We start from the raw sequence: 21,091 nt of genomic DNA on the forward strand, positions 1-21,091 counted from the left end.
AAAATAACCCTACCCAGATGACAGGGAAAGACGCGATCGCAGGTTTCCCTGGGTGGATTTAATTCACATTTAGGATATCCTACTAATATAATAAACCTGTCGCATCTGGGATGGGAGCGGGGCGGGTTTATATAGGTAAATGGTGAGTGACATAAGTTTGTGGTAAAACCCGCCCCTACAATGGGCGATTGCACGATCTCAGCGTGGATATGATTAAAATTTAGCATACCCCACCCATCAAATAAATCGCGAACAATTTATTACAATCCGTCAATTTTCCAGGGTTGATGGTTGAATTTTGCCGACGTAGTAGATTTTGTAGGGGCGGGTTTTACAACCAACGTAACGGTTTCTGGGAATAACCTATCTAAACCCGCCCCCTCTCCACCCCAATCGGGGAAAAAATAACCCTACCCAGATGACAGGGAAAGACGCGATCGCAGGTTTCCCTGGGTGGATTTAATTCACATTTAGGATATCCTACTAATATAATAAACCTGTCACATCTGGGATGGGAGCGGGGCGGGTTTATATAGGTAAATGGTGAGTGACATAAGTTTGTGGTAAAACCCGCCCCTACAGAAGATGCCCAAAAATAATGCGCGATCGCACAAACTGAACACCTTAGGCGCAAGCTATCTTTTACCTTGTCCTTTTCCTTTCTTTTTAGACTTTTTCTCATAAGACTTAGCCCAAGCATACCGTTGTGGATCTTTTTTAAGCAAATATTCCACAACTTCGCGGCGCTTGTTCTCATCTTTAGCATTTTTAACGACTCGCTTCATCTCAGCATCCTGATCTCTGGGAGAAGCCCCCCGTTGAATTGCCTTTTCAAACCAATCCTCTCCTTTTGAATACTGCCCCCTTTCAAAACAAATTGCACCCATTAAGGTATAAGGGTGATGGCTACTTGGCTGATACTCAATCGCTTTAAGCGCACATTTCTCAGCTTTCTTTAATTCATGAATGTCTCGAAAGGCTCCACCCCTAGTGGTTAGTAATGCTGATTTAAGCTTATTTTCTTTAATTTTGTCAAAGTTGAGGTTTTCTGTCAGTTTTAATGCCTGTTTGGGTTGATCTGCCTTACGCCAATGACTGCTAGCATTGGGCAAGTTCCATTTGTTGCCAGTGCGCTGGTACTCTTGTTCGTAAAACTTAGCTTCAATTTTGTGGTAAGTATTCCAAATCTTTCCAGAGAATAGTTTATATCCTTCCTCTCGCCCCCCATAATAACCATAGTTCGATTGATGACGTTTAATTTTATTCTCCTCAAGCCAAGCGACATCCGTTGGTTCCAAGCGTTCTGCTTTTTTAAGCTTTTGCAGAATCGCGTATAAAGGGCTAGAGGGAGATTTATCTTGATAGTCCGAGACATCATACTTAGACTTGAGAGTCGCAAAGTGTTTAGCTTGCGCGATCGCAATTATATTCTCCTGTTCATTTTCTTTCAGCCAATTTACCTCGGACTCCTCCAGTTTATCTCCTAATTCAATCTTGGACTTTAGCGTCGCTGCGTATTTGTCTTGAGCAATAGTAATTGTATCCGTCAATTTACGCTTTTTCAGAAAGTTAATATCCGGCTCGCCTAGCGGATGTTCTGATTCAATTTTTTTTAGGACTTTGTACAGGTGACTAGAGGGTGATGAATCTTCGTATTGGCTAGCTTTATACTTTGCCTTCAGCTCAACAAAGTGTCGCTTCTGTTCTAACTCTCGAACAATATCAAGGGTTTCAATCAGTTGATTCGCCTCCAGCCAGTCTAGTTCTGACGTACTCAACGGCTGATCTGTCTCAAGGTTTTTTAGAATGAGATACAGCGGACTGGATAAAGATGAATTTGAGTGTTTAGTCGCTTTGTACTTATCCTTAAGTTGAGCAAATTCAGCTTGGTTTGCCGTTTCTTGTTGCTGGAAAATTGCCAAGGTTTCAAATAATTCCTGTTCGTTCAGCCAGGTAATATCTGAATCATGTAACCGTTCTTTATTATCCAGTCGTTTTAAAATTCCATATAGCCGACTATCAGGGGATGAATCTTTATCTTTAGTAGCTTGGTACTTGGCTTTCAATTTGGCAAAGTGTTCTATCTCTTTAGCGATTGTAATTATCTCGGTATAACCACAATATTGCAGCCATTTAATTTCTGAACCCGTTAGCTTATTTCCTGAATCCAGTCTCCTAAGTATAAAGTAAAGCGGCGTTGATTTCCAGTAACCATGGAACGTTGTTGTTGTATACTTATATGTTAACTGTTCAAATTCATTTTCTAGTTGTTTAAGTTCTTTTTCTCTCTGTCTGTATTGCTCACGGACAACTTTAAGTGTTTGCAAAAGTTGATGATCTATGAGCCAAATTACCTCAACCTCAATGATCTGAATTCCCAAGTCAGCTTTTCGTAGGATGAGATACAACAGACTCGCGGGGGATGAGTCTTCATAGTCGGTGGCTTTGTACTTAGACTTAAGGGTAGCAAAGTGTTCTACCCGTGTTTGATGCTCATGGTTCATCTTAAATTCCTTCTGCGTTTAGTCAACACTGATACCAAGTTGCGTTCTATCATGTCTAGGAAGAGCGAAGCGTGAAGCTAGGAACGAGATACGAGAATCTGGACAAATGCGCGAGCGTCATTCCGTTTCACTGCATTCTGCTCAGCATGACAGATTTTACCTTAGACTGCAACTTAGTCTGAAGTACGGAAATAGTCACAGATTATTTTCCTCTGCCAAAATCTCCTCTGGAGATATCCAGACAACTTTCCCATCACGCCAAATAGCCACTGGATTACCCGCTTGTTTGTGTTTTAACAAAGCATCTTGCACAGCTTTAGCCAATGCTTGGTTGATTTTTTCTATTTCAGGAAAAAATACTGAATTTTTATCCTTTCCAAATTGATCTATCATGATATTCCTTGATTAGATTGATTCTACGCCGCGTAACGCAGTATTTCTACCTCAGCACCATTGTTAATAGCTATTTCGGCACGTTGTAATACTTGCTCAGTAACCGTATCACTCAAATAATATTCCCCGCAATTATAACAAACATCTGCTGGTACACCTTTTAGAATTACAATACACTCATCTCGCTGTAACATGACAGTAACGATACCAGGCTAGGTTTTACCATGCTGGTCAATCAAACAAATCATTAGTATTTACCTTCTTTTTTGATGACTGGGAAAGTCTTTGAACCGGGAGCATGTCAGGTTTGACATAATGTTCATGCTAACCCACTCTCGTTGGGTTACTCTACCCTTCGGGAACTCCAAAGGAGTACGAGAAGGCTTCGCCTACGTTCGTCAACCCAACCTACTGGCGTTGACATGCACTCTTTGAACCCGTTTTAACGGGTTTAAGCTTTTAGCCCGAACTTTAGTTCAGGGCTTAATTTGCGGCGGATACTGCTTCAACACCTCCTTTAAGTACATCCCCGTATACGACTGTTCATTCTCCGCCACATCTTCCGGTGTCCCCACCGCAATCACTTCTCCGCCTTTATCTCCCCCTTCAGGACCCAAATCAATCACCCAATCGCTACAGCGAATCACATCTAAATTATGCTCAATTACCAACACCGAATTCCCTTTATCCACCAATCGCTGTAACACATTTAATAAATGATGGACATCATAAAACGATAATCCCGTTGTCGGTTCATCAATTAAATACAACGTCTTTCCTGTCGCCCGTCGCGATAACTCCGTCGCCAATTTCACCCGTTGCGCTTCGCCTCCGGATAACGTAGGTGCAGGTTGTCCTAAATGTACGTATCCTAACCCCACATCCACGAGAGTTTGTAACCGATTCACCGCACGGGGGATATTCTTAAATACCTCCAGCGCCTCCTCCACTGTCATATTTAAAACATCAGCAATCGAATATCCCTTATATTTCACCTGTAAGGTTTCTCGGTTATATCTTGCGCCTTTACAAACCTCACATTGCACATAAACATCGGGGAGGAAATTCATTTCAATTACATTAACGCCCTGTCCGCCACAGGCTTCGCAGCGTCCCCCTTTAACGTTAAATGAAAACCGTCCAGCTTTATACCCTCTGGCTTTGGCTTCGATGGTTTCAGTAAAGAGTCCGCGAATCACATCAAATACCCCAGTATAGGTGGCGGGATTAGAACGCGGGGTTCTACCAATTGGGGATTGATCAATGACAATCGCTTTATCGACGCCATTTAATCCCTTGACCTTACTTAACTCTTTTGGAAAGGGTATCTTTCGACTGAGATGATGTTGCAACGCTGGATAAAGGAGTTCATTCACTAACGTAGATTTCCCGGAACCGGAAACCCCAGTAATGCAAACTAATTCCCCCAATGGAATCTCTACATCAATATGTTTGAGGTTATTTCGGTGGGCATTTTTGAGAACCAGCGATCGCGCGTTACCTTCCCGCCGTTCCCCTGGTGTTTCAATTCTCTGACGTCCGGATAAATAGGCTCCCGTTAACGAGGTTTCACTATTGAGTAATTCCGTGAAATTTCCCTGAACCACAATGTCGCCCCCATGAATTCCCGCCTTGGGACCAATATCAATAATCCAATCAGCCGTGCGAATGGTTTCTTCATCGTGTTCAACGACAATTAAGGTATTCCCTAAATCCCGCAATTTCTGCAAGGTGGCTAATAACCGCCCATTATCTCGTTGATGTAACCCAATACTCGGTTCATCTAATACATACAAAACCCCCGTTAATCCTGCACCAATCTGAGTCGCCAGGCGAATTCGTTGAGCTTCTCCTCCAGAAAGGGTCATCGCCGCCCGATCTAGAGTTAGATAATCTAAGCCGACATCTAAGAGAAATTGCAATCGGGCTTTAATTTCTTTGAGGGCAAGTTCACCTATTTTTGCCTGACGGGATGAGAGTTGGAATTGGTCAATCCGTTGGCGACTTTCACCAATGGAAACCTCAATTAAATCCGTAATCCGATACTGTCCCAGCCGTACCGCTAAGGTTTCTGGCTTTAATCGTTTCCCTTTACAGACTTCACAGGGTTGATCAACTAAATATTGTTCGAGTTTCTGTTTATAAGTATCGGAACTGGTTTCGTCATATTGCTTTTGCAGAATCGGAAGTACCCCCCGATAGCGGCGGTAATCGTTATATTCTTCGATCCAAATTGGATTATCCGCGCCATAGAGAACCACCTGTTTCTGTTCGGAATTTAGTTTCTGCCAGGGTGTCCCCAGTTCAAAGCCATAAGCTTGTCCGATATTGTAGAGTAGGGACAAGTAATAGGAATTATCTCGCTCCGACCAAGGCGCGATCGCACAGTAGATGGGTTGACTGGGTTCGGGGACAACGAGTTCGGGGGAAAAGGTGCGTAAATTGCCTAATCCGTGACAGTGAGGACATGCGCCATAGGGGGAGTTAAAGGAAAACAGTCTGGGGGATAATTCCTCCATGACAGCGCCATGTTCGGGACAGGCAAAGTTTTCGGAAAAGACGATTTCTTGGGGGAGTTGTGGCTCGGAAGACCTTGCATTTTTTTCGTCAGTCGGTATAGACTTTGAGTCAGTTTGGACGGCGGTTGAATCATTTAATACCTGAATTACCGCAATTCCACTACTAAGCTTGAGACAGGTGGCTAGAGAATCGGTTAAACGTTCTTGGAGTCCTGGCTTTTTGATCAGGCGGTCAACCACCACTTCAATAGTGTGGGTATAATTTTTATCCAATTCAATTGGATCAGAAAGAGATTGGATCACGCCATCGATGCGGACGCGAACAAATCCTTCAGCGGCTAAACTGGAGAGTAGTTTCTTATGTGTGCCTTTTTTGCCTCGAACGACAGGGGCGAGGATATGGAATTTGGTGCGATCTGGGATTTCCATAACGCGATCGCACATTTGGTCAATAGTTTGGGGGGCGATATTGCGATCGCAGATCGGACAGTGGGGTTCTCCAGCGCGACCAAATAATAGGCGCAGGTAGTCGTAAATTTCGGTAACCGTACCCACGGTGGAACGGGGATTATTGGACGTGGATTTTTGGTCAATGGAGATCGCAGGGCTTAAGCCCTCAATGGCGTCTACATCGGGTTTATCCAATTGTCCCAGGAATTGACGCGCATAGGCGCTTAGGGATTCGACGTAGCGGCGTTGTCCTTCAGCGAAGATGGTATCGAAGGCGAGAGAGGATTTACCGGAACCAGAGACGCCTGTGAAGACGATTAAGCGATCGCGCGGGAGATCGAGGTTAATGTTTTTTAGGTTATGTTGTCTAGCACCCCGGATGCGGATGGTGTTTTGGCTAGGGGGTTGGTTTCCATTGAGAGATGGGGTAGGGTTGGAGGAGATCGGGGTTGGATCAGACATGAGGGCAATGGCGGGTAATAGTCCTTGATGATCTTAGCGTTGCCTCTGCCATTGGTTGTGAGGGGGGCGTTGTTTTTGCTTTTCACGGTATGTGGTGTCTCTGTAGGGGCGGGTTTTACGACTATCTTTTCGGTTGCACAAGGGATGTGACTAAACCCGCCCCGACTTTCGCAGGTTTCTAGATTTCGGATGAGAAGTTGGGTTGTTAACTCAACTTATGTGTATTAAAGCCCAGACTCCGCACTTCAACTTGAAGTACAAAAAACTACATCCCGAATAAAAGGAAAAAGTCCGAAAAATTAAACCCTTGAATATCTGTTAAGGAAAAAGGGTTCTTCTGACGACTAATGGAGTAAGCTGTTCGGCATTTAAACCTTAATGTCAATAATGACGAAATCCTTGTAATGCGTTTAGCGAAGCCATGCCGCAGGCTTTGCATCTTGCTCGCTACTAATACCCAATTTAAATGCATGACAGCTTAGCACAGCTAAAATTGTGGAATAAGTTGTCGGTTCGGTTGAGGTACGTGATAGTACACGAAAATACTACTAACGCACTCACACCCTCGCTACCATTCCCAATTTAAATGCATGACAGCTTATTGAGGGGTACAATATGTCGTGTCATTCCAGAGGGTGGTTCAAGTGCATCTAGCATGGAATATTGTCGGCAAGACTCGGAAAAAGCTATTATAGCCGCTTAAAAATAGTCTACGCTGAGGGGTGTAACCCCTTTTTTTATTACTTCGCTCTACCCGGTTTCTACCGATGCAGCGTTTCGTCAGGGCATTGAATATGACTACCACCTTAGCCTATAACTACCAATTTGGCGGATGCCTACCCGCCGATTCCCCCACTTATGTGTGGCGACAGGCAGATGTTGAACTCTACAACGGGTTAAGGGCAGGGGATTTCTGCTATGTCCTCAACTCCCGACAGATGGGGAAATCTAGCTTGCGGGTGCAAACCATGCGCCGCTTACAGGAGGAAGGATTTGCTTGTGCGGCGATTGACTTGACTAAGATTGGTTGCCAACATCTCACCCCAGAGGAATGGTATGCTGGTTTAGTCCGTCGTTTGGTGATTAGTTTCAATCTGACCCAACAATTTAACTTGCGTCGATGGTGGCGCGATCGCGATTTCCTTTCGCCCGTACAACGCTTCAGTGAGTTTATTGAACGCATCCTCCTCCCGGCGATTCCGCAACCGATTGTTATTTTTATTGATGAAATTGATACGGTTCTCAACTTAAACTTTCGCGTCGATGACTTTTTAGCCGTGATTCGTGCTTGTTATGATAGTCGTGCCGATAATCTTGCCTACCAACGCCTCACATTTGCCCTGTTAGGTGCCGCCACTCCCTCAGAGTTAATTCAAGATAAACATAGCACCCCGTTTAATATTGGTCGGGCAATTGAACTGACAGGGTTTCAATTAAATGAATGTTTACCGTTAGCCCAAGGATTAGCCACCCATGTTAACTATTCTGCCGCCATTATCCAGGAAATATTAACCTGGACAGGAGGTAAACCCTTTCTCACCCAAAAGCTGTGTCAGATTGTCCTACACCAAGCTGAACTCTGGTTACCCACGAAGATTCCCCAAGATAAATCCCAAATTAGCGTGTGGATTGAACAGTTGGTGCGATCGCACATCATTGACAACTGGGAAGCCAAGGATGAACCCGAACACCTAAAAACCATTCGCGATCGCCTATTACCTAACTGTGCCAGTACCCGTCAACTTTTAACACTCTACCAGCAAATTCTCGATCACGGAGAAATCCCCGCCGATAATAGTCCAGAACAACGAGAATTACGCCTATCGGGATTAGTGGTGAAACAGCCAATCGGACAGAAATACGCCCAGCCTGTTCTGAGAGTCTATAACCGCATCTACGCCTCTATCTTTAATCGGGATTGGGTAACCAACGCCCTAAATAATCTGCGCCCGTATCACTCGCCGATGATGGCTTGGTTTGCCAGTGAGTGTCAGGATACGTCTTATTTGTTGAACCGAAATCAATTACAACAAGCCTCAGTTTGGGCAAAAGGGAAACGCTTAAATCAAAAGGACTACCAATTTCTACATGCGAGTCGTCAGCAGATTATCGCTAGTTCTTATCGAGGAAACCGCAACCCCCAGAAACAATTAGATACAACATCGACAAGAAAACCCTCTCCACAACCTACCCCTCCAGACTTCTTACCAACGTCTCCGCCGCGTTCCTTGAGTGCCGACGAGCAGATATTATATGATCATTTGCTCTATTGGGTACGACGAGAATCTCCCCAGCAACTCATCGAACGATTTGATCAACTATTTATTACCGCAAAAAACTACGCCGAACCTGACATTATCGCTGCCTTCCACCGAATTATTCTCGCTAATCCCCGCCATCAAGACTTTACCCATATTCTCAATCGGTGCTGCCATATCCTGATCAACCGATGGCAAATGCAAGCCAACCACGATAATGCGATCGCGCAATTGGTGGCATTATTTGAAAAACCCTTTCAACCCGGGACAATTAAGGCGACATCGGGACTATCCAAGCGATTGCGACAACTCTTGCAAGTATTTACTCAAAGTGAAGACTTTCAAACCCTAAAACGCTTGGTCAAAGTTGTTGATCACACCGCAGATGTGGATCGCCAAGACTCCAATCCCGCGTTAGGACAATTGATTTGTCGATACCCCTATTTATACACCCACGCCTTGCTGAGTTCAGATAGTTCCTACGAACACCAGCAAACAATCCGCCACATTCAAACTCAACGTCAATGGCAATTAGAAATGAATCTCTCTCAATATGTCACTTATTTGATCCGGCGAGTGCGACTGGCGTCCAGCAAAACTCCCACCTCAGACACTACTCTGGTGCAACCTGTACCCAATCCGACTTTGTTAAGCGATCGCGAACTCTACTTCGCCCTGAAGCAATTTATGGGCAAAGTTGAAGGGGCTTACACCTACCGAGACTTAGCCCAACGTTTTCTCAAGCAAAGTAATCAAACGCGCTCTTATCGTGCCTTTAAAGCTGATTTGTATGAATACCTAATAGCGGCAATTGAACCCGCTTATGGTAAACATCAATTCAATCAGCGTTTAGCGCAACATCTCAAAAACACCTTGCCGGATAGCGATTCTAAGAAGATCAACGATTTTTTATTGCTGAGAACCTGTAGTCAATTACTGAGTTTCTTAGTTAGCAGTCCTCAGCATCCCAATCACTATGTCTTTATTGATTTAATTTCTAATATGGGGTCGATTCGCACAACGGGATTATTGCTTAAAATCATTCTGCTGTGTGGCAAAGTTAAACCTGATTTAGAAAAGCGATTTTCAATTTTGTTCAATCACTACGAATGTCAAACAATTAATAATATTTTTTGGTTGGTTCAGTCTCTAGAAAATCTTAATGTTGCCTTTTTTGTCAATTTTGGCAATATGGATCTGTCTCGGATTCAAAAATAATTGTCTTATGTTAGGGAACGGGGAACAGGGAATGTTTTGACCCTTCGCTTCAATCAAGAAAGCCTGGTGCGTGTGTAGGGGCGGGTTTGACTATTATCGTTTCTTTCCTCACCCAGATACGACTAAACCCGCCCCATCTCCCTTCCCTTATCCTCAAGTTGCAAGTCAAACTCATAACGAGTATGATTTATGGGTAAACATTTAAGAGCAGAGGTGTTATTGGCACGATGGTTGAGATTCGAGAAATTCCGCTACAGCAAATTCGCCGTCCTCTTCCCGGAGAAAACGACGCCGAGAAGGTGCTGGAGTTGATGAAGTCCATCCAGGAAGAAGGATTAAGAGAACCCATTGATGTACTCGAAGTTGATGGAGAGTATTACGGATTCTCTGGGTGTCATCGATTTGAGGCACATCAGCGCCTGGGTAAAGAAACGATTAAATGCCGGGTTCGCCGCGCCCCTCGTGCCGTCTTAATGCGACATTTAGCCTGAGAAGCCTCATTTTTGTTAGACGAAAACAGTTCATACTTTAGGATGATATGTAACTGATCGCTCATAGTTTAAGATTAACGGTTGGTGTGCGAAAAGTAGTTCCAGATGCCTTGATCAACAGGATAAAGGGTGTAAACTGCTCGGCATTTAAACTAAACCTTAATGTCAAATGTCAAGAATTGCGAAATCCTTTTCGTAGTAGTGTGAGCATCTTGCTCACTACATTGACCCTCTTGGTCGCTACTGATACTTAATTTAAATGCATGACAGCTTAGTCGTTCACTCAAATTAGGCGTCACACTGGCTAATTTATTTCCGTGGAACTCTGTTAAATAAGGAACTATACCAGCTTTTCTGTTAACGTTATTTTGGAGCAAATTAGGAGACCACTATGCAAACTGCTGATAAATCTGCGCCCGTCAATATTGGTATTTCAGAACAAGACCGCAAAGAGATTGCCGAAGGATTGTCTCGCCTGCTTGCAGACACCTATAGCCTTTACCTCAAGACACACTATTTCCACTGGAACGTAACTGGACCGATGTTCCACTCGCTGCATAATATGTTTGAGACCGAGTACACTGAATTAGCGGTAGCGGTGGATGATATTGCTGAACGGATTCGCACCATCGGTTATCCAGCCCCCGGTAGTTATAGCGAATTTGCCGAACTCTCTTCGATTCCAGAAACCCGTGGGGTTCCGGAAGCCTCAGAAATGGTACGTTTACTGGTAGAAGCCAATGAAGCCGTGGTAAGAACAGCGCGGGAGGCGTTTCCGGCGGCTGAACGGGCGAATGATGAGTCTTCCGTTGACTTGTTAACCGAACGGATGCGGACTCATGAGAAAACCGCTTGGATGCTGCGGAGTATGTTGAACTAATCGGTCATTATTGGTAGGGAGGGCGGGTTTTGTTGTTCCGTTATTGGTGAGGGAGGGCGGGTTTTGTTGTTCCGTTATTGGTGAGGGAGGGCGGGTTTTGTTGTTCCGTTATTGGTGAGGGAGGGCGGGTTTTGTTGTTCACTTATCGGTGAGGGAGGGCGGGTTTTGTTGTTCCGTTATTGGTGAGTAGCTGAATTGATTCCCTAAACCCGCCCCTACAATTGTTCCTAAACCCGCCCCTACAATTGTTCCTAAACCCGCCCCTACAATTGTTCCTAAACCCGCCCCTACAATTGTCCCTAAACCCGCCCCTACAATTGTTCCTAAACCCGCCCCTACAATTGTTCCTAAACCCGCCCCTACAATTGTTCCTAAACCCGCCCCTACAATTGACCCTTCCTATTATGTCGGGCTGCAATCTTCTGCCTTCTGCCTTTTGAGTTATTAACGCCTCAGCAAACGCCGCCGCCGAGTTCGCAAGTAGACTCGCAGGGGAAACTGATAAAACTCCATTAATAGCCAAACAATAACGGCAAAATGGAAGAAAAAGGTTAATCCTGTCCAAGCCAGGGGTAGCCAAGCCAAGCGACTACCGGGCGTTGGCGGGAAGGTGTAGGCAGCTACGCCAATTAACGTGGTGGGTAGTATCACAAACGCCGCCGCAAAAATCCAAGTCATCCATCCCCATTCAACGCCTTGGAGATGCGCCCCTACCCAGTTTTTGCCATTCCAACGCCAGGTGAGGGGAGGCTGTCTATCGGTCATTTTCAATAATTGCTGTTCTAAGTCAGCCACGAAAATATGACGACAGGCTTCACAAGCCATCGCATCCATTAATGGCATCCCTTGAATTTGACCCACACGACAGATGGGACAGGGATAAATCCCTTGATAGTGCAAACGGTTGGTTAAATCGGGTAGGTATTGCATGTTAACAGCAACGTGCTTCTTTGATAATATTAGCGAGGTTGCCAAAAGAAATCTGCGATCGCACTATTTTTTTCCAACCCTTCCGGTATACCGAACAACACCGAACGCTGAATTAAGGGACGATAACTCAGGCGACGGGCGACTCGGCTGGGTATACCATAGCCATAGACAATATGACCCCTACCCGCAATCACGACAACTTGATAATCTGGATTAGCGGTGAGAAAATCAGCAATCCCATCTGCCATGGTTTCATCCCATAGCACCTGAACCGTGAAAAATCGCTCAAAGCGATCGCTATTACCATGACCTGCCTGTTGATGCTGATTATAGACCGCTTCAACCATTTGCCGATAGTCGGCGTTATCGGTGCGAATTTCGTCCAGGGGGGGAATCTGCTTAAGTTCGTCAATAGTGAGACTTTCTAAGCCATTCCGGGCAACTTTACGGCTAATTTCTGCGGGGGTATTTAGTGCTAAAACTGGCAGTTGATGGGTTTGAGCGAACTGTAATAGGGGGGCATAGTATTCCCAGGGAAATCCCCAGCGTTGTTCATATTCTGTTTGCTCAATCAATTGAGTTTCTGTAAGTTGTCCAGCTAAGTATTGATCCAGGATATCCTGATAAGGATGCTGGAACATTTCCATCGCCAGGACAATTTTGGGATTTTCTTGGTAAAGGGCTTGCAGAATGTCGAGTTGAGCTTTATGGTCGTCAGGATTACTATGAATTTCCCCTAGATAAACGACATCAGCTTTAACCAATTCCTGAATAATCGTTTCTGGAGATGCTTCAAACTGCATCTCAACAGGTTGATTATTCGCCTGTGCCAGCAGATAAGGCATTTGAGCGCCAGCCGGGGGGGTACAGAAGCAAACGATACCCAAAGACCAAGCGCAGAGTTGGGTTCTTAGTAAGGGCTTTAGCCTATATTTTCTGAGATTTCCTGACGTCAAAATAACCTACAATTGATTCCACTGTTTTAGCTGTGCCATGCTTGAAATCTTACAATTTTTATAGTCGCACGTCAATCCGGGGACATCTTCAATCTGTCATCTAATTCATCGTTGTAGGGTGCGTTAGGCGCATTGTCAGGTTAAGCTGTTCGGCATTTAAACCTTAATATCAATAATGGCGAAATCCTTGACGTAGTGTGAGCATCTTGCTCACTACATTGAGCATCTTGCTCGCTACATTGAGCATCTTGCTCGCTACATTGAGCATCTTGCTCACTACATTGAGCATCTTGCTCACTACATTGAGCATCTTGCTCACTACATTGAGCATCTTGCTCGCTACTAATACCCAATTTAAATGCATGACAGGTTAACTTGTATTTTCCCACAACATCATTCTGCATTACCCCGTCAAGTTGAGAGATATATCGCTATGATCATGAATTTATGACATCTATGAAGCGTCGTCAGTTTATCCAATTTGCTACCTCGGCTTTAGCAACCATCGGTTTAAACCACCTGGATTTACAGCGTCAATCCTTACGCTATGGCAAAGTCTTAGCCCAAAGCACTCCCCGCAAACTCGCTCTGTTAGTGGGGATAAACAAGTATCCCACGAATAGCGATCGCTTTACTAGCCTCTCTGGATGCGTCAATGATGTTCGCTTACAGGAACAACTCCTGATTCATCGGTTCGGGTTTCAGCCGGAGGATATTAAAATGGTTACGGATACCGAGGCGACTCGCGATCGCATTTTAACCGCCTTTGAAACCCATTTAATTCAGCAAGCCAAACCCGGAGATGTGGTAGTGTTTCATTTTTCGGGACATGGTTCACAAGTCTTTGATCCCAATCCCATTGATCCGACTTATCCCCTGAATAGTTCATTTGTTCCTGCGGATGAACATTGGCAAGCCGAGGATGGTATCGTCAATGAAATTACTGGACATACCCTATTTTTACTCATGTTCGCCCTGAAGCAGAAAACCGACAACGTTACTGTGGTGCTGGATAGTTGTCATTCTGGGGGCGGAACCCGGGGAAATGTGAAAATCCGGGCGATTCCTGGGGGGATGGATTTTCGGATCAGTCCCGAAGAAGTCGAGTATCAACAACAATGGCTGAAACGACTGAATCTATCCCCTGAAGACTTTATCAAATTGTATCAGCAAGGCGTCGCCACTGGCGCGGTGATTGCCTCAGCCCAACGGGAACAATTCGCGGCAGATTATCCCTTTCCCGGGTTTTATGCGGGAGCTTTTACCTATCTACTCACCCAAACATTATGGCAGAACAACCATGATGTGGAAAGTGCGATCGCGGGGATTGAACGGGATATGCGATTCCTGTCTACCCAAATCCCCTTGGTAGAGGTTCCGCCGAATAGTCGCCATCAACGAGAACCGATTTATTTCACAGAACCCAAAACTCTCCCCGCCGAAGGTGTGGTGACAACGGTGGAAAATAATCGGGTACAAGTTTGGTTAGGGGGTATTTCCCAAGAGAGTTTAGAGGCGATTTCTGAGGGTTCTATTTTTACCCCCCCATTCCGCAGTCGTGGCGAAACGCCCAAAGTTGAATTAATCTCACGCAACGGGTTAATTGCTGAAGCCAAAGCCGAAGGAAATGTTCAACCGGGAGAATTATTACAGGAATTTGCCCGCACGATTCCCAGTGATTGGAAACTCCATATTGGACTTGATCCGTCGTTAACCAAGGAGACAGAAACAGCCCAAACTGAACTGGAATCCCTAAAACGGATTCAACCGATTCTTCCCCAACCAGGAGAGTTTCCCTATCCGGTAGATGTGCATTATATTCTCAGTCGGATGACCGATGAGTATCAGCAGCAATTGTCATCAGACACACCAGAAAAAATGCCCCCTGTGGATAGTTTAGGCTTATTTTCTCCCGCCTTAGACGTGATTCCCGATTCCTTTGGCATATCGGGAGAAACGGTGACTCAGGGAATTGAACGGTTACAGGGGAAACTGAAATCTCTGCTAGCGGCGCGAATTATGCGAATGACACTCAATGCTGAATCCTCGCGGCTAAATTTAGAGGTAACAATGGGTTTAGAAAATCGTCCCGAAATTATTGCCCAAGCCTTTACACCACGGGGGTGTCGTCAAGATGATAGTAAATGTCAACCGTTAGGGAGTCGCAGCGAATCTGGGCAACTTCTGAGTCATCAATTATCGGTGGGAGATGCGTTTCAGTTTCGAGTCACGAATCGGGAAGAGCAGGATTTACATTTGGGAATTATGCTGGTTGATCCAACGGCTGGAATTACCGTGTTGTTCCCCAATGAATTGCAGGAAAACGCACGGCAAGATCCGGATAATGCTACCCGGATTCAGCCGAATCAAACGCTGTCAATTCCGAATCCGAATAAAGATGAATTTGTCTTGGTAGCTGAAGAGGCTGGCTTGGGTGAAGTGTTAATTGTCGCCAGTGATCAACCCTTAACTAAAGCCTTGCTCAAACTGCGTAGTATTGCCAGAGGGAAAAAGGGGATGATTTCGACGCGGGGAGAGGACTCATTGGAGATAATTAATGATTTAGTTGATGATGTTAGTCGAGGCGCACAAGTGGGAGTAAGGCGGAGGATTCGTACCTCACAAATGGCAGCGCTTTCGATTACGTTTAACGTGGTTTAATGCCGTAGTGTCGTGGCACACCTTAATTGGTGGATTAGCATTGTAGGGGCGCACGGCGTGCGCCCAGTTTAAACGTCAAATCTATTCCACAATTTTAGCTGTGTCAGTCCAGTACAGTAGATCAAAGTCCCCCTTTTTAAGGGGGATTTAGGGGGATCGACAATGTACCGCATAGCAGAGCAAACTGCTGTAAGCGCCGTAACGCACCATGTTGCGGTTAAGATTTCACCCTACTTTTAGTTAATTCCATTCGCCTTGTAATGTAAACGCTGCCCAATAATAGGGCGATTTCCATTGAGTTTCCTGCTGCATTTGTAACTGAGTTTCCCGCAACGCTTGGGCAGGCTTTAACCCATCATTCAACATTAATTGATAAAATCGCGTCATAAACTCCGCCGTTGCTGCATCATCCACATTCCACAAACTCACAACTAAACGCGGCGCACCTGCATACATAAACCCTCGCGTTAACCCCACTAATCCTTCGCCTCGAATTTCTTCTCCTAATCCCGTTTGACAAGCACTTAATACGACTAATTCCGCTGGCAGATTTAGGTTAAAGATATCATGGAGACGCAAGAAGCCACTTTGGGGATTCCCTTGTTTATCCACTAAGGATAACACCACACCCGATAATTCGGGCGCTTCACTATTGAGAATTCCGTGAGTGGCTAAATGAATGATTTGATAATCTCTCAGTTGGGAATTATCGATAAAATCACGATTGGCATCAAAGTCAAACGCATTGGTTTGTGTCTCTGGTGACACTAAATTGAGAATCGCTTCGGCTTCCGTGCGCGTTCCGGGGAGGCGATTTAATTCAACGTCAGATACGCGAACAGAACGGTTGAGTAACAGTTGGTTTAAATCCGGTTCTGTGCCTCGGCTTGAGGCATTTTTGAGGCGATTATCATTATCCGTGAAAACGGGGTCAGCCAGAATCGCTAATTGTTGGGGTGCTTTCTGACGTCCGTTAATTTGGTCCCGAAGGATGGCTAAGGTGGAACTGGAGGGTAAGTTGACCAGTTCGTATTGATTGATTAGGGGGATAGGAGTATCGGTATCGGCAGTTTCGGGAGTGGCTAAAGCAGCAAAAGGAATGTATTGTAATGCCCCATCTGCAACAACGACGATGCGTTTTTTAGTTAATTGTTCAGCCACTTGTCCGAAGAGGAGTTCACTCAGTTGTGCCACAGAATTTAAGTTATCACGGGGAACAACTTTAGCAATGCCTCTGGGATTGCCAATTTCATAACCGGGAATTTGTAACAGGTTATAGAAGCGGCGGGCGAAAGTTTCGATTTCATCTCTGGGAGGGAGTTGATAACTGGTCAAGCCATCTTTGGTTACTGCCCAGAGATAACTATTATCGTCTCCTAATGAATACTGTAATAAAATAGTATCCTCATCCAGAATCTGTTGTTGAACTTGTTCAAGGGTTAGGGGTTGGGGATATTTCAGGGCGGCATATTGAGGACTTGTCGCCCGGATTTGGTCTTGCAGTTGTTGATAGTCAGCTAAAAGTTGTTGTCGTTGTTGTTCAATAGCGGTTTTCTGGGCTGGGGTAGATTCCGGATTACTATAGATTTCAATCCGTTGTTTTTCCGTTGCATCGAGTTTGGCGTTTAAGGTTTGTTCTTGTTGGAGTAAGTCAGGATCTACACCTTCTCGAATATTGGCATTGGCTTCGGTGAGTAATTCTAATAGAGTTCTGGCGCGAGAACGTTCACTGATATGGAAGGCTTGTTTATCGTAGCCTTGATCCGGGTTTTGTTGATGCAATTGCATCAGGAGATCGATGTAGAATTGGTAATAACCTTGTACAGTGGCAAAATAGGTTTGGCGTAGTTCAGGACTAGCTACTTTAGTCCGTAAATCTTCAATAATATCAATCGAGGCTTGCATTTGAGTCAACGCTTGTTGGAGATTTCCTCGGCTTCTTTCTGCGTAGGCGATATTGAACAAAGTATTCGCTTCCCCGGCGCGATCGCCCACAGCCTGGGATAAGGGTAAAGCCTGTTGCAAGTACTCCAATGCTTGTTGGTTGTCTCCTAAGGCAAGATAGATACCACCAATATTATTCAGGGTGTTTGCTTCCCCGGCGCGATCGCCTATAGCCTGGAATAAAGGTAAAGCTTGTTGAAAGTACGCTAATGCCTGTTGTTTCTCTCCTAAATCAGAATAGACCAGACCAATATTATTCAGAGTTGTTGCTTCTCCGGCGCGATTACCCACAGCCTGGATTAAGGGTAAAGCCTCTTGGAAGTAGTCTAATGCCTGTTGTTTTTCTCCTAAATCAGAATAGACATCACCAATATTATTCAGGGTGGCTGCTTCTCCGGCGCGATTACCCACAGCCTGGATTAAGAGTAAAGCCTCTTGGAAGTAGTCTAATGCCTGTTGTTTTTCTCCTAAGTCTGAATAGACACCACCAATATTATTCAGGGTGGCTGCTTCTCCGGCGCGATCGCCCACAGCCCGTCTTAAGGGTAAAGCCTGTTGATAGTAGTCTAATGCCTGTTGTTTTTCTCCTAAGTCTGAATAGACCAGACCAATATTATTCAGGGTGACTGCTTCTCCGGTGCGATCGCCTACAGCCTGAATTAAGGATAAAGCCTGTTGGTAGTAATCTAATGCCCGTTGTTTCTCTCCTAAATCAGAATATACACCACCAATATTAGAGAGGATTCTTGCTTCCCCTTCACGATCGCCTACAGCCTGAGATAAGGGTAAAGCTTGTTGATAGTAATCTAATGCCTGTTGTTTTTCTCCTAAATCAGAATATACACCACCAATATTATTCAGGATTGAAGCTTCTCCGGCACGATCGCCTACAGCCTGAAATAGGGGTAAAGCCTGTTGGAAGTACTCCAATGCTTGTTGGTTGTCTCCTAAGGTAAGATAGATACCACCAATATTATTCAGGGTGTTTGCTTCCCCGGCGCGATCGCCTACAGACTGGAATAAAGGTAAAGCTTGTTGATAGTACTCTAATGCCTGTTGTTTTTCTCCTAAGTCAGAATAGACAGTACCAATATTAGAGAGGGTTGTTGCTTCAAGGGCGCGATCGCCTACAGCCTGGGATAAGGGTAAAGCCTGTTGGTAGTACTCTAATGCCCGTTGTTTCTCTCCTAAGTCAGAATAGACACCACCAATATTAGAGAGGGTTGTTGCTTCTCCGGCGCGATCGCCTACAGCCTGGGATTAGGGTAAAGCCTGTTGCATGTACTCCAATGCTTGTTGGTAGTCTCCTAAGGCAAGATAGATACCACCAATATTATTCAGGGTGTTTGCTTCTCCGGCGCGATCGCCCACATCCTGATATAAGGGTAAAGCCTGTTGGAAGTACTCTAATGCCTCTTGTTTTTCTCCTAACTCATGATAGACACCACCAATATTATTTAGAGTTGTTGCTTCCCCGACACGATTGCCTACAGCCTGGAATAAGGGTAAAGCCTGTTGGTAGTACTCTAATGCCTTTTGTTTTTCTCCTAACTCATGATAGACCAAACCAATATTATTCAGGGTTATTGCTTCCCTGGCGCGATCTTCGAGTTTTCGATAAAGAGGTAAGGCTTGATTATAATAATCCAGCGCTTTTTGGCTGAATCCTAATAAATCATGAGTTCTACCCAGTATCAGATGAATAAAAGCCTCTTTTGATTGATCCCCCACCTCACGCCACAGAGGAAGCGCTGTTTCCCATTTTTCGATCGCTTGTTGCAGTGATTCGGCTGTCCCTTGTTCAAACAGTTGCAATCCCTCCTCATACAGTCTTTCCGCTTCAGCGCGTTTGTCAGTTTGGGCGATCCTTATCGGCGCTATCTCTCCAGCGCGTTTTGGTAGGGATAACACCGGATCTTGTCCCACCGCGACGATGAAAATGCTGCTGAAGATGGTGATTACAGCATGGCAAGAATAAACCAACCATTGCCGAGAAGCTAAGGTTGGCTTGAGAAAATAGGTTTGACGTTTTTCTGTTGGCTTTTGGTAATGCATCAGTTTACGTTCACGTTTGGGTTGAGTGCGCCTTCACTACCCTCTATGTCTTACGAGGTTGAGGTTATGCAATGTAGAGACGTAGCATGCTACGTCTCTACGTCCCCATTTTCACCTATCCAGGAATCTATCTCTATCCAGTAAACCGTTCTAATAATTCCTCACGAGAAAGCGTCAACAGCAAAGGAGTCAACTCTTGATGGGGTAACTCTAACATGGATGTGATTTTGTCGGCTAATTCCTGATCAACCTCACCAAACCTTACTTTCAGCAGGTTTTCCACCTTTTCTCGCTTCCCTTCGCCGAATCTCTCTTCTACCCCAGAAGTCTCGCCAAACCACAGTAATAACTCTTCACGAGAAAGACTAAATAGCAAACGAGTCAACACTTGTGGTGTTAACTGTAACATTGGTGCGATGATCGCTTCTAATTCGGCATCAATCTCACCAAACCGCACTCGGAGGAAGTTTTCCACCATTTGCCGTCGTTCTTCCCGAATCCCTTCTTGTCTGCCTTCTAAGACAGCCTCTTCCCGCCATTTAACATAAGCTGGTGATAAGTTCATAATTAACTCCCGATCTGCATTACTTAACCTTTCACTACTGTCCACATTGACGCGCCAATTGGCTAGTATTTCCAGTATATTCCGCCGCCATGGACTTTCTTTTGGCAACTCAAGTAACTCCTCAATTGCCTGTTGCTGTGTTCTCCTTTTTCCTAATACTCTTAACCACAGTGTATCTTGACTTACGGGTAATTGGTTAATCGCTACCAGTGCTGTTCTCTGAAACTCCGGTAAGAAGTAAACGCCTTCTCCCCAATTCTCATCCTGACTTAACTTGGCACCAAACCCGTTGAGTAACCGTTGAGAACAAGAGGGCGATAGAATCCACAAAATAGGTAACTCATCCTCTGACACAGAACGTTTCTCTCGTCGTGCCTTTCTCAAGAGTTCAGCCCGCAGCGAATACAATTTCAATAAGCAACCGTGTATTTCGGCTACAGTAGGGGCATTACGAAACGGTTCAAATAGACAAGCGGTGGCTGCCATTTTACCCAATAATCCCAGATTAGAAGAATCTGTCGAGGGAGAGGATGCAGGTACAAACCAAACATCCACCTGGCGCACTTCGCTGGATACATCTCGGCTAGTTTCTACTGTACCCAGTGGCGCTAATAATTCTTCTAAATACTGCTTGGCAAATTGGTCATGAGGTTGTCGTGTCATTCGTTATTTTTCATTGGCTATTTGTCTTTTTGGGTTTGTGTTCACTGTTGCCTGAACTGTTAGGTTTATTCTTGTTCACTCATCTTTCCTAGCTGTGTTAAGCTGTTCGGCATTTAAACCTTAATGTCAATAATGCCGAAAT

12 protein-coding genes and 1 pseudogene are annotated in these 21,091 nt (G+C 44.9%); 4 read left to right on the forward strand and 9 right to left on the reverse strand.

All coding sequences use genetic code 11. The features are described 5' to 3' along the window. Positions 1-635: 635 nt before the first annotated feature. The 4 genes from RIB93_RS07215 to uvrA all read right to left on the reverse strand — a co-directional run bounded on the left by RIB93_RS07215 (position 636) and on the right by uvrA (position 6,328). The gene (locus RIB93_RS07215) at positions 636-2,504 is read right to left on the reverse strand and encodes a hypothetical protein (RefSeq protein ID WP_446371686.1); all 1,869 of its coding nucleotides are present in this window, start codon (positions 2,502-2,504) and stop codon (positions 636-638) included. Between the two features lie 195 nt (positions 2,505-2,699). Further along, positions 2,700-2,897, reverse strand: coding sequence for a hypothetical protein (locus RIB93_RS07220; protein WP_446371688.1), 198 nt, complete (start codon positions 2,895-2,897; stop codon positions 2,700-2,702). A 23-nt stretch (positions 2,898-2,920) separates the two neighbouring features. After that, positions 2,921-3,091 (reverse strand): type II toxin-antitoxin system MqsA family antitoxin, encoded by a 171-nt coding sequence (locus RIB93_RS07225; protein ID WP_446371690.1) that lies wholly within the window; start codon positions 3,089-3,091, stop codon positions 2,921-2,923. A gap of 282 nt (positions 3,092-3,373) precedes the next feature. Continuing rightward, complete coding sequence (gene uvrA, locus RIB93_RS07230) at positions 3,374-6,328, reverse strand: excinuclease ABC subunit UvrA (protein ID WP_446371692.1); 2,955 nt, start codon at positions 6,326-6,328, stop codon at positions 3,374-3,376. 794 nt (positions 6,329-7,122) lie between these two features. On the opposite strand from uvrA, the gene RIB93_RS07235 reads away from it, so the two are divergent. The 3 genes from RIB93_RS07235 to RIB93_RS07245 all read left to right on the forward strand — a co-directional run bounded on the left by RIB93_RS07235 (position 7,123) and on the right by RIB93_RS07245 (position 11,175). Beyond that, a complete protein-coding gene (locus tag RIB93_RS07235; protein WP_446371694.1) occupies positions 7,123-9,804 on the forward strand; it encodes an AAA-like domain-containing protein in 2,682 nt (893 codons plus the stop codon). Positions 9,805-10,031: 227 nt separating this feature from the next. After that, positions 10,032-10,295: a ParB N-terminal domain-containing protein gene (locus RIB93_RS07240; protein ID WP_446371696.1), complete on the forward strand. Its 264-nt coding sequence runs from the start codon at positions 10,032-10,034 to the stop codon at positions 10,293-10,295. A gap of 391 nt (positions 10,296-10,686) precedes the next feature. Further along, a complete protein-coding gene (locus RIB93_RS07245) occupies positions 10,687-11,175 on the forward strand; it encodes a Dps family protein (RefSeq protein ID WP_446371698.1) in 489 nt (162 codons plus the stop codon). Positions 11,176-11,619: 444 nt separating this feature from the next. On the opposite strand, the gene RIB93_RS07250 is transcribed toward RIB93_RS07245, so the two are convergent. The 3 genes from RIB93_RS07250 to RIB93_RS07260 form a co-directional block, all read right to left on the reverse strand. Further along, complete coding sequence (locus RIB93_RS07250) at positions 11,620-12,105, reverse strand: hypothetical protein (RefSeq protein WP_446371700.1); 486 nt, start codon at positions 12,103-12,105, stop codon at positions 11,620-11,622. Positions 12,106-12,134: 29 nt separating this feature from the next. Continuing rightward, positions 12,135-12,950: a ChaN family lipoprotein gene (locus RIB93_RS07255; protein ID WP_446371702.1), complete on the reverse strand. Its 816-nt coding sequence runs from the start codon at positions 12,948-12,950 to the stop codon at positions 12,135-12,137. Positions 12,951-13,201: 251 nt separating this feature from the next. Beyond that, positions 13,202-13,465, reverse strand: coding sequence for a hypothetical protein (locus RIB93_RS07260; protein WP_446371704.1), 264 nt, complete (start codon positions 13,463-13,465; stop codon positions 13,202-13,204). Positions 13,466-13,508: 43 nt separating this feature from the next. Between RIB93_RS07260 and RIB93_RS07265 the strand changes: the two genes are divergently transcribed. After that, the gene (locus tag RIB93_RS07265; RefSeq protein WP_446371706.1) at positions 13,509-15,722 is read left to right on the forward strand and encodes a caspase family protein; all 2,214 of its coding nucleotides are present in this window, start codon (positions 13,509-13,511) and stop codon (positions 15,720-15,722) included. A 240-nt stretch (positions 15,723-15,962) separates the two neighbouring features. On the opposite strand, the pseudogene RIB93_RS07270 reads toward RIB93_RS07265, so the two are convergent. Both RIB93_RS07270 and RIB93_RS07275 read right to left on the reverse strand, forming a co-directional pair. Continuing rightward, positions 15,963-19,577 (reverse strand): annotated as a pseudogene (locus RIB93_RS07270) (tetratricopeptide repeat protein). 277 nt (positions 19,578-19,854) lie between these two features. Continuing rightward, positions 19,855-20,949, reverse strand: a complete 1,095-nt coding sequence (locus RIB93_RS07275; RefSeq protein WP_446371708.1) for a hypothetical protein — start codon at positions 20,947-20,949, stop codon at positions 19,855-19,857. Between the last annotated feature and the right edge of the window lie 142 nt (positions 20,950-21,091).

It is taken from the genome of Coleofasciculus sp. D1-CHI-01 (genome assembly GCF_040218875.1).
GTDB lineage: Bacteria > Cyanobacteriota > Cyanobacteriia > Cyanobacteriales > Coleofasciculaceae > Coleofasciculus.

What these genes read in the sequence shown, in the direction of transcription:
- RIB93_RS07265 (WP_446371706.1), top strand. Translation starts at nt 13,509, where the DNA reads ATGACATCTATGAAGCGTCGTCAGTTTATCCAATTTGCTACCTCGGCT.
- RIB93_RS07235 (WP_446371694.1), top strand. Translation starts at nt 7,123, where the DNA reads ATGACTACCACCTTAGCCTATAACTACCAATTTGGCGGATGCCTACCC.
- RIB93_RS07260 (WP_446371704.1), bottom strand. Translation starts at nt 13,465, where the DNA reads ATGCAGAATGATGTTGTGGGAAAATACAAGTTAACCTGTCATGCATTT.
- RIB93_RS07240 (WP_446371696.1), top strand. Translation starts at nt 10,032, where the DNA reads ATGGTTGAGATTCGAGAAATTCCGCTACAGCAAATTCGCCGTCCTCTT.
- RIB93_RS07220 (WP_446371688.1), bottom strand. Translation starts at nt 2,897, where the DNA reads ATGATAGATCAATTTGGAAAGGATAAAAATTCAGTATTTTTTCCTGAA.
- RIB93_RS07215 (WP_446371686.1), bottom strand. Translation starts at nt 2,504, where the DNA reads ATGAACCATGAGCATCAAACACGGGTAGAACACTTTGCTACCCTTAAG.
- RIB93_RS07245 (WP_446371698.1), top strand. Translation starts at nt 10,687, where the DNA reads ATGCAAACTGCTGATAAATCTGCGCCCGTCAATATTGGTATTTCAGAA.
- uvrA (WP_446371692.1), bottom strand. Translation starts at nt 6,328, where the DNA reads ATGTCTGATCCAACCCCGATCTCCTCCAACCCTACCCCATCTCTCAAT.
- RIB93_RS07250 (WP_446371700.1), bottom strand. Translation starts at nt 12,105, where the DNA reads ATGCAATACCTACCCGATTTAACCAACCGTTTGCACTATCAAGGGATT.
- RIB93_RS07275 (WP_446371708.1), bottom strand. Translation starts at nt 20,949, where the DNA reads ATGACACGACAACCTCATGACCAATTTGCCAAGCAGTATTTAGAAGAA.
- RIB93_RS07225 (WP_446371690.1), bottom strand. Translation starts at nt 3,091, where the DNA reads ATGTTACAGCGAGATGAGTGTATTGTAATTCTAAAAGGTGTACCAGCA.
- RIB93_RS07255 (WP_446371702.1), bottom strand. Translation starts at nt 12,950, where the DNA reads ATGCCTTATCTGCTGGCACAGGCGAATAATCAACCTGTTGAGATGCAG.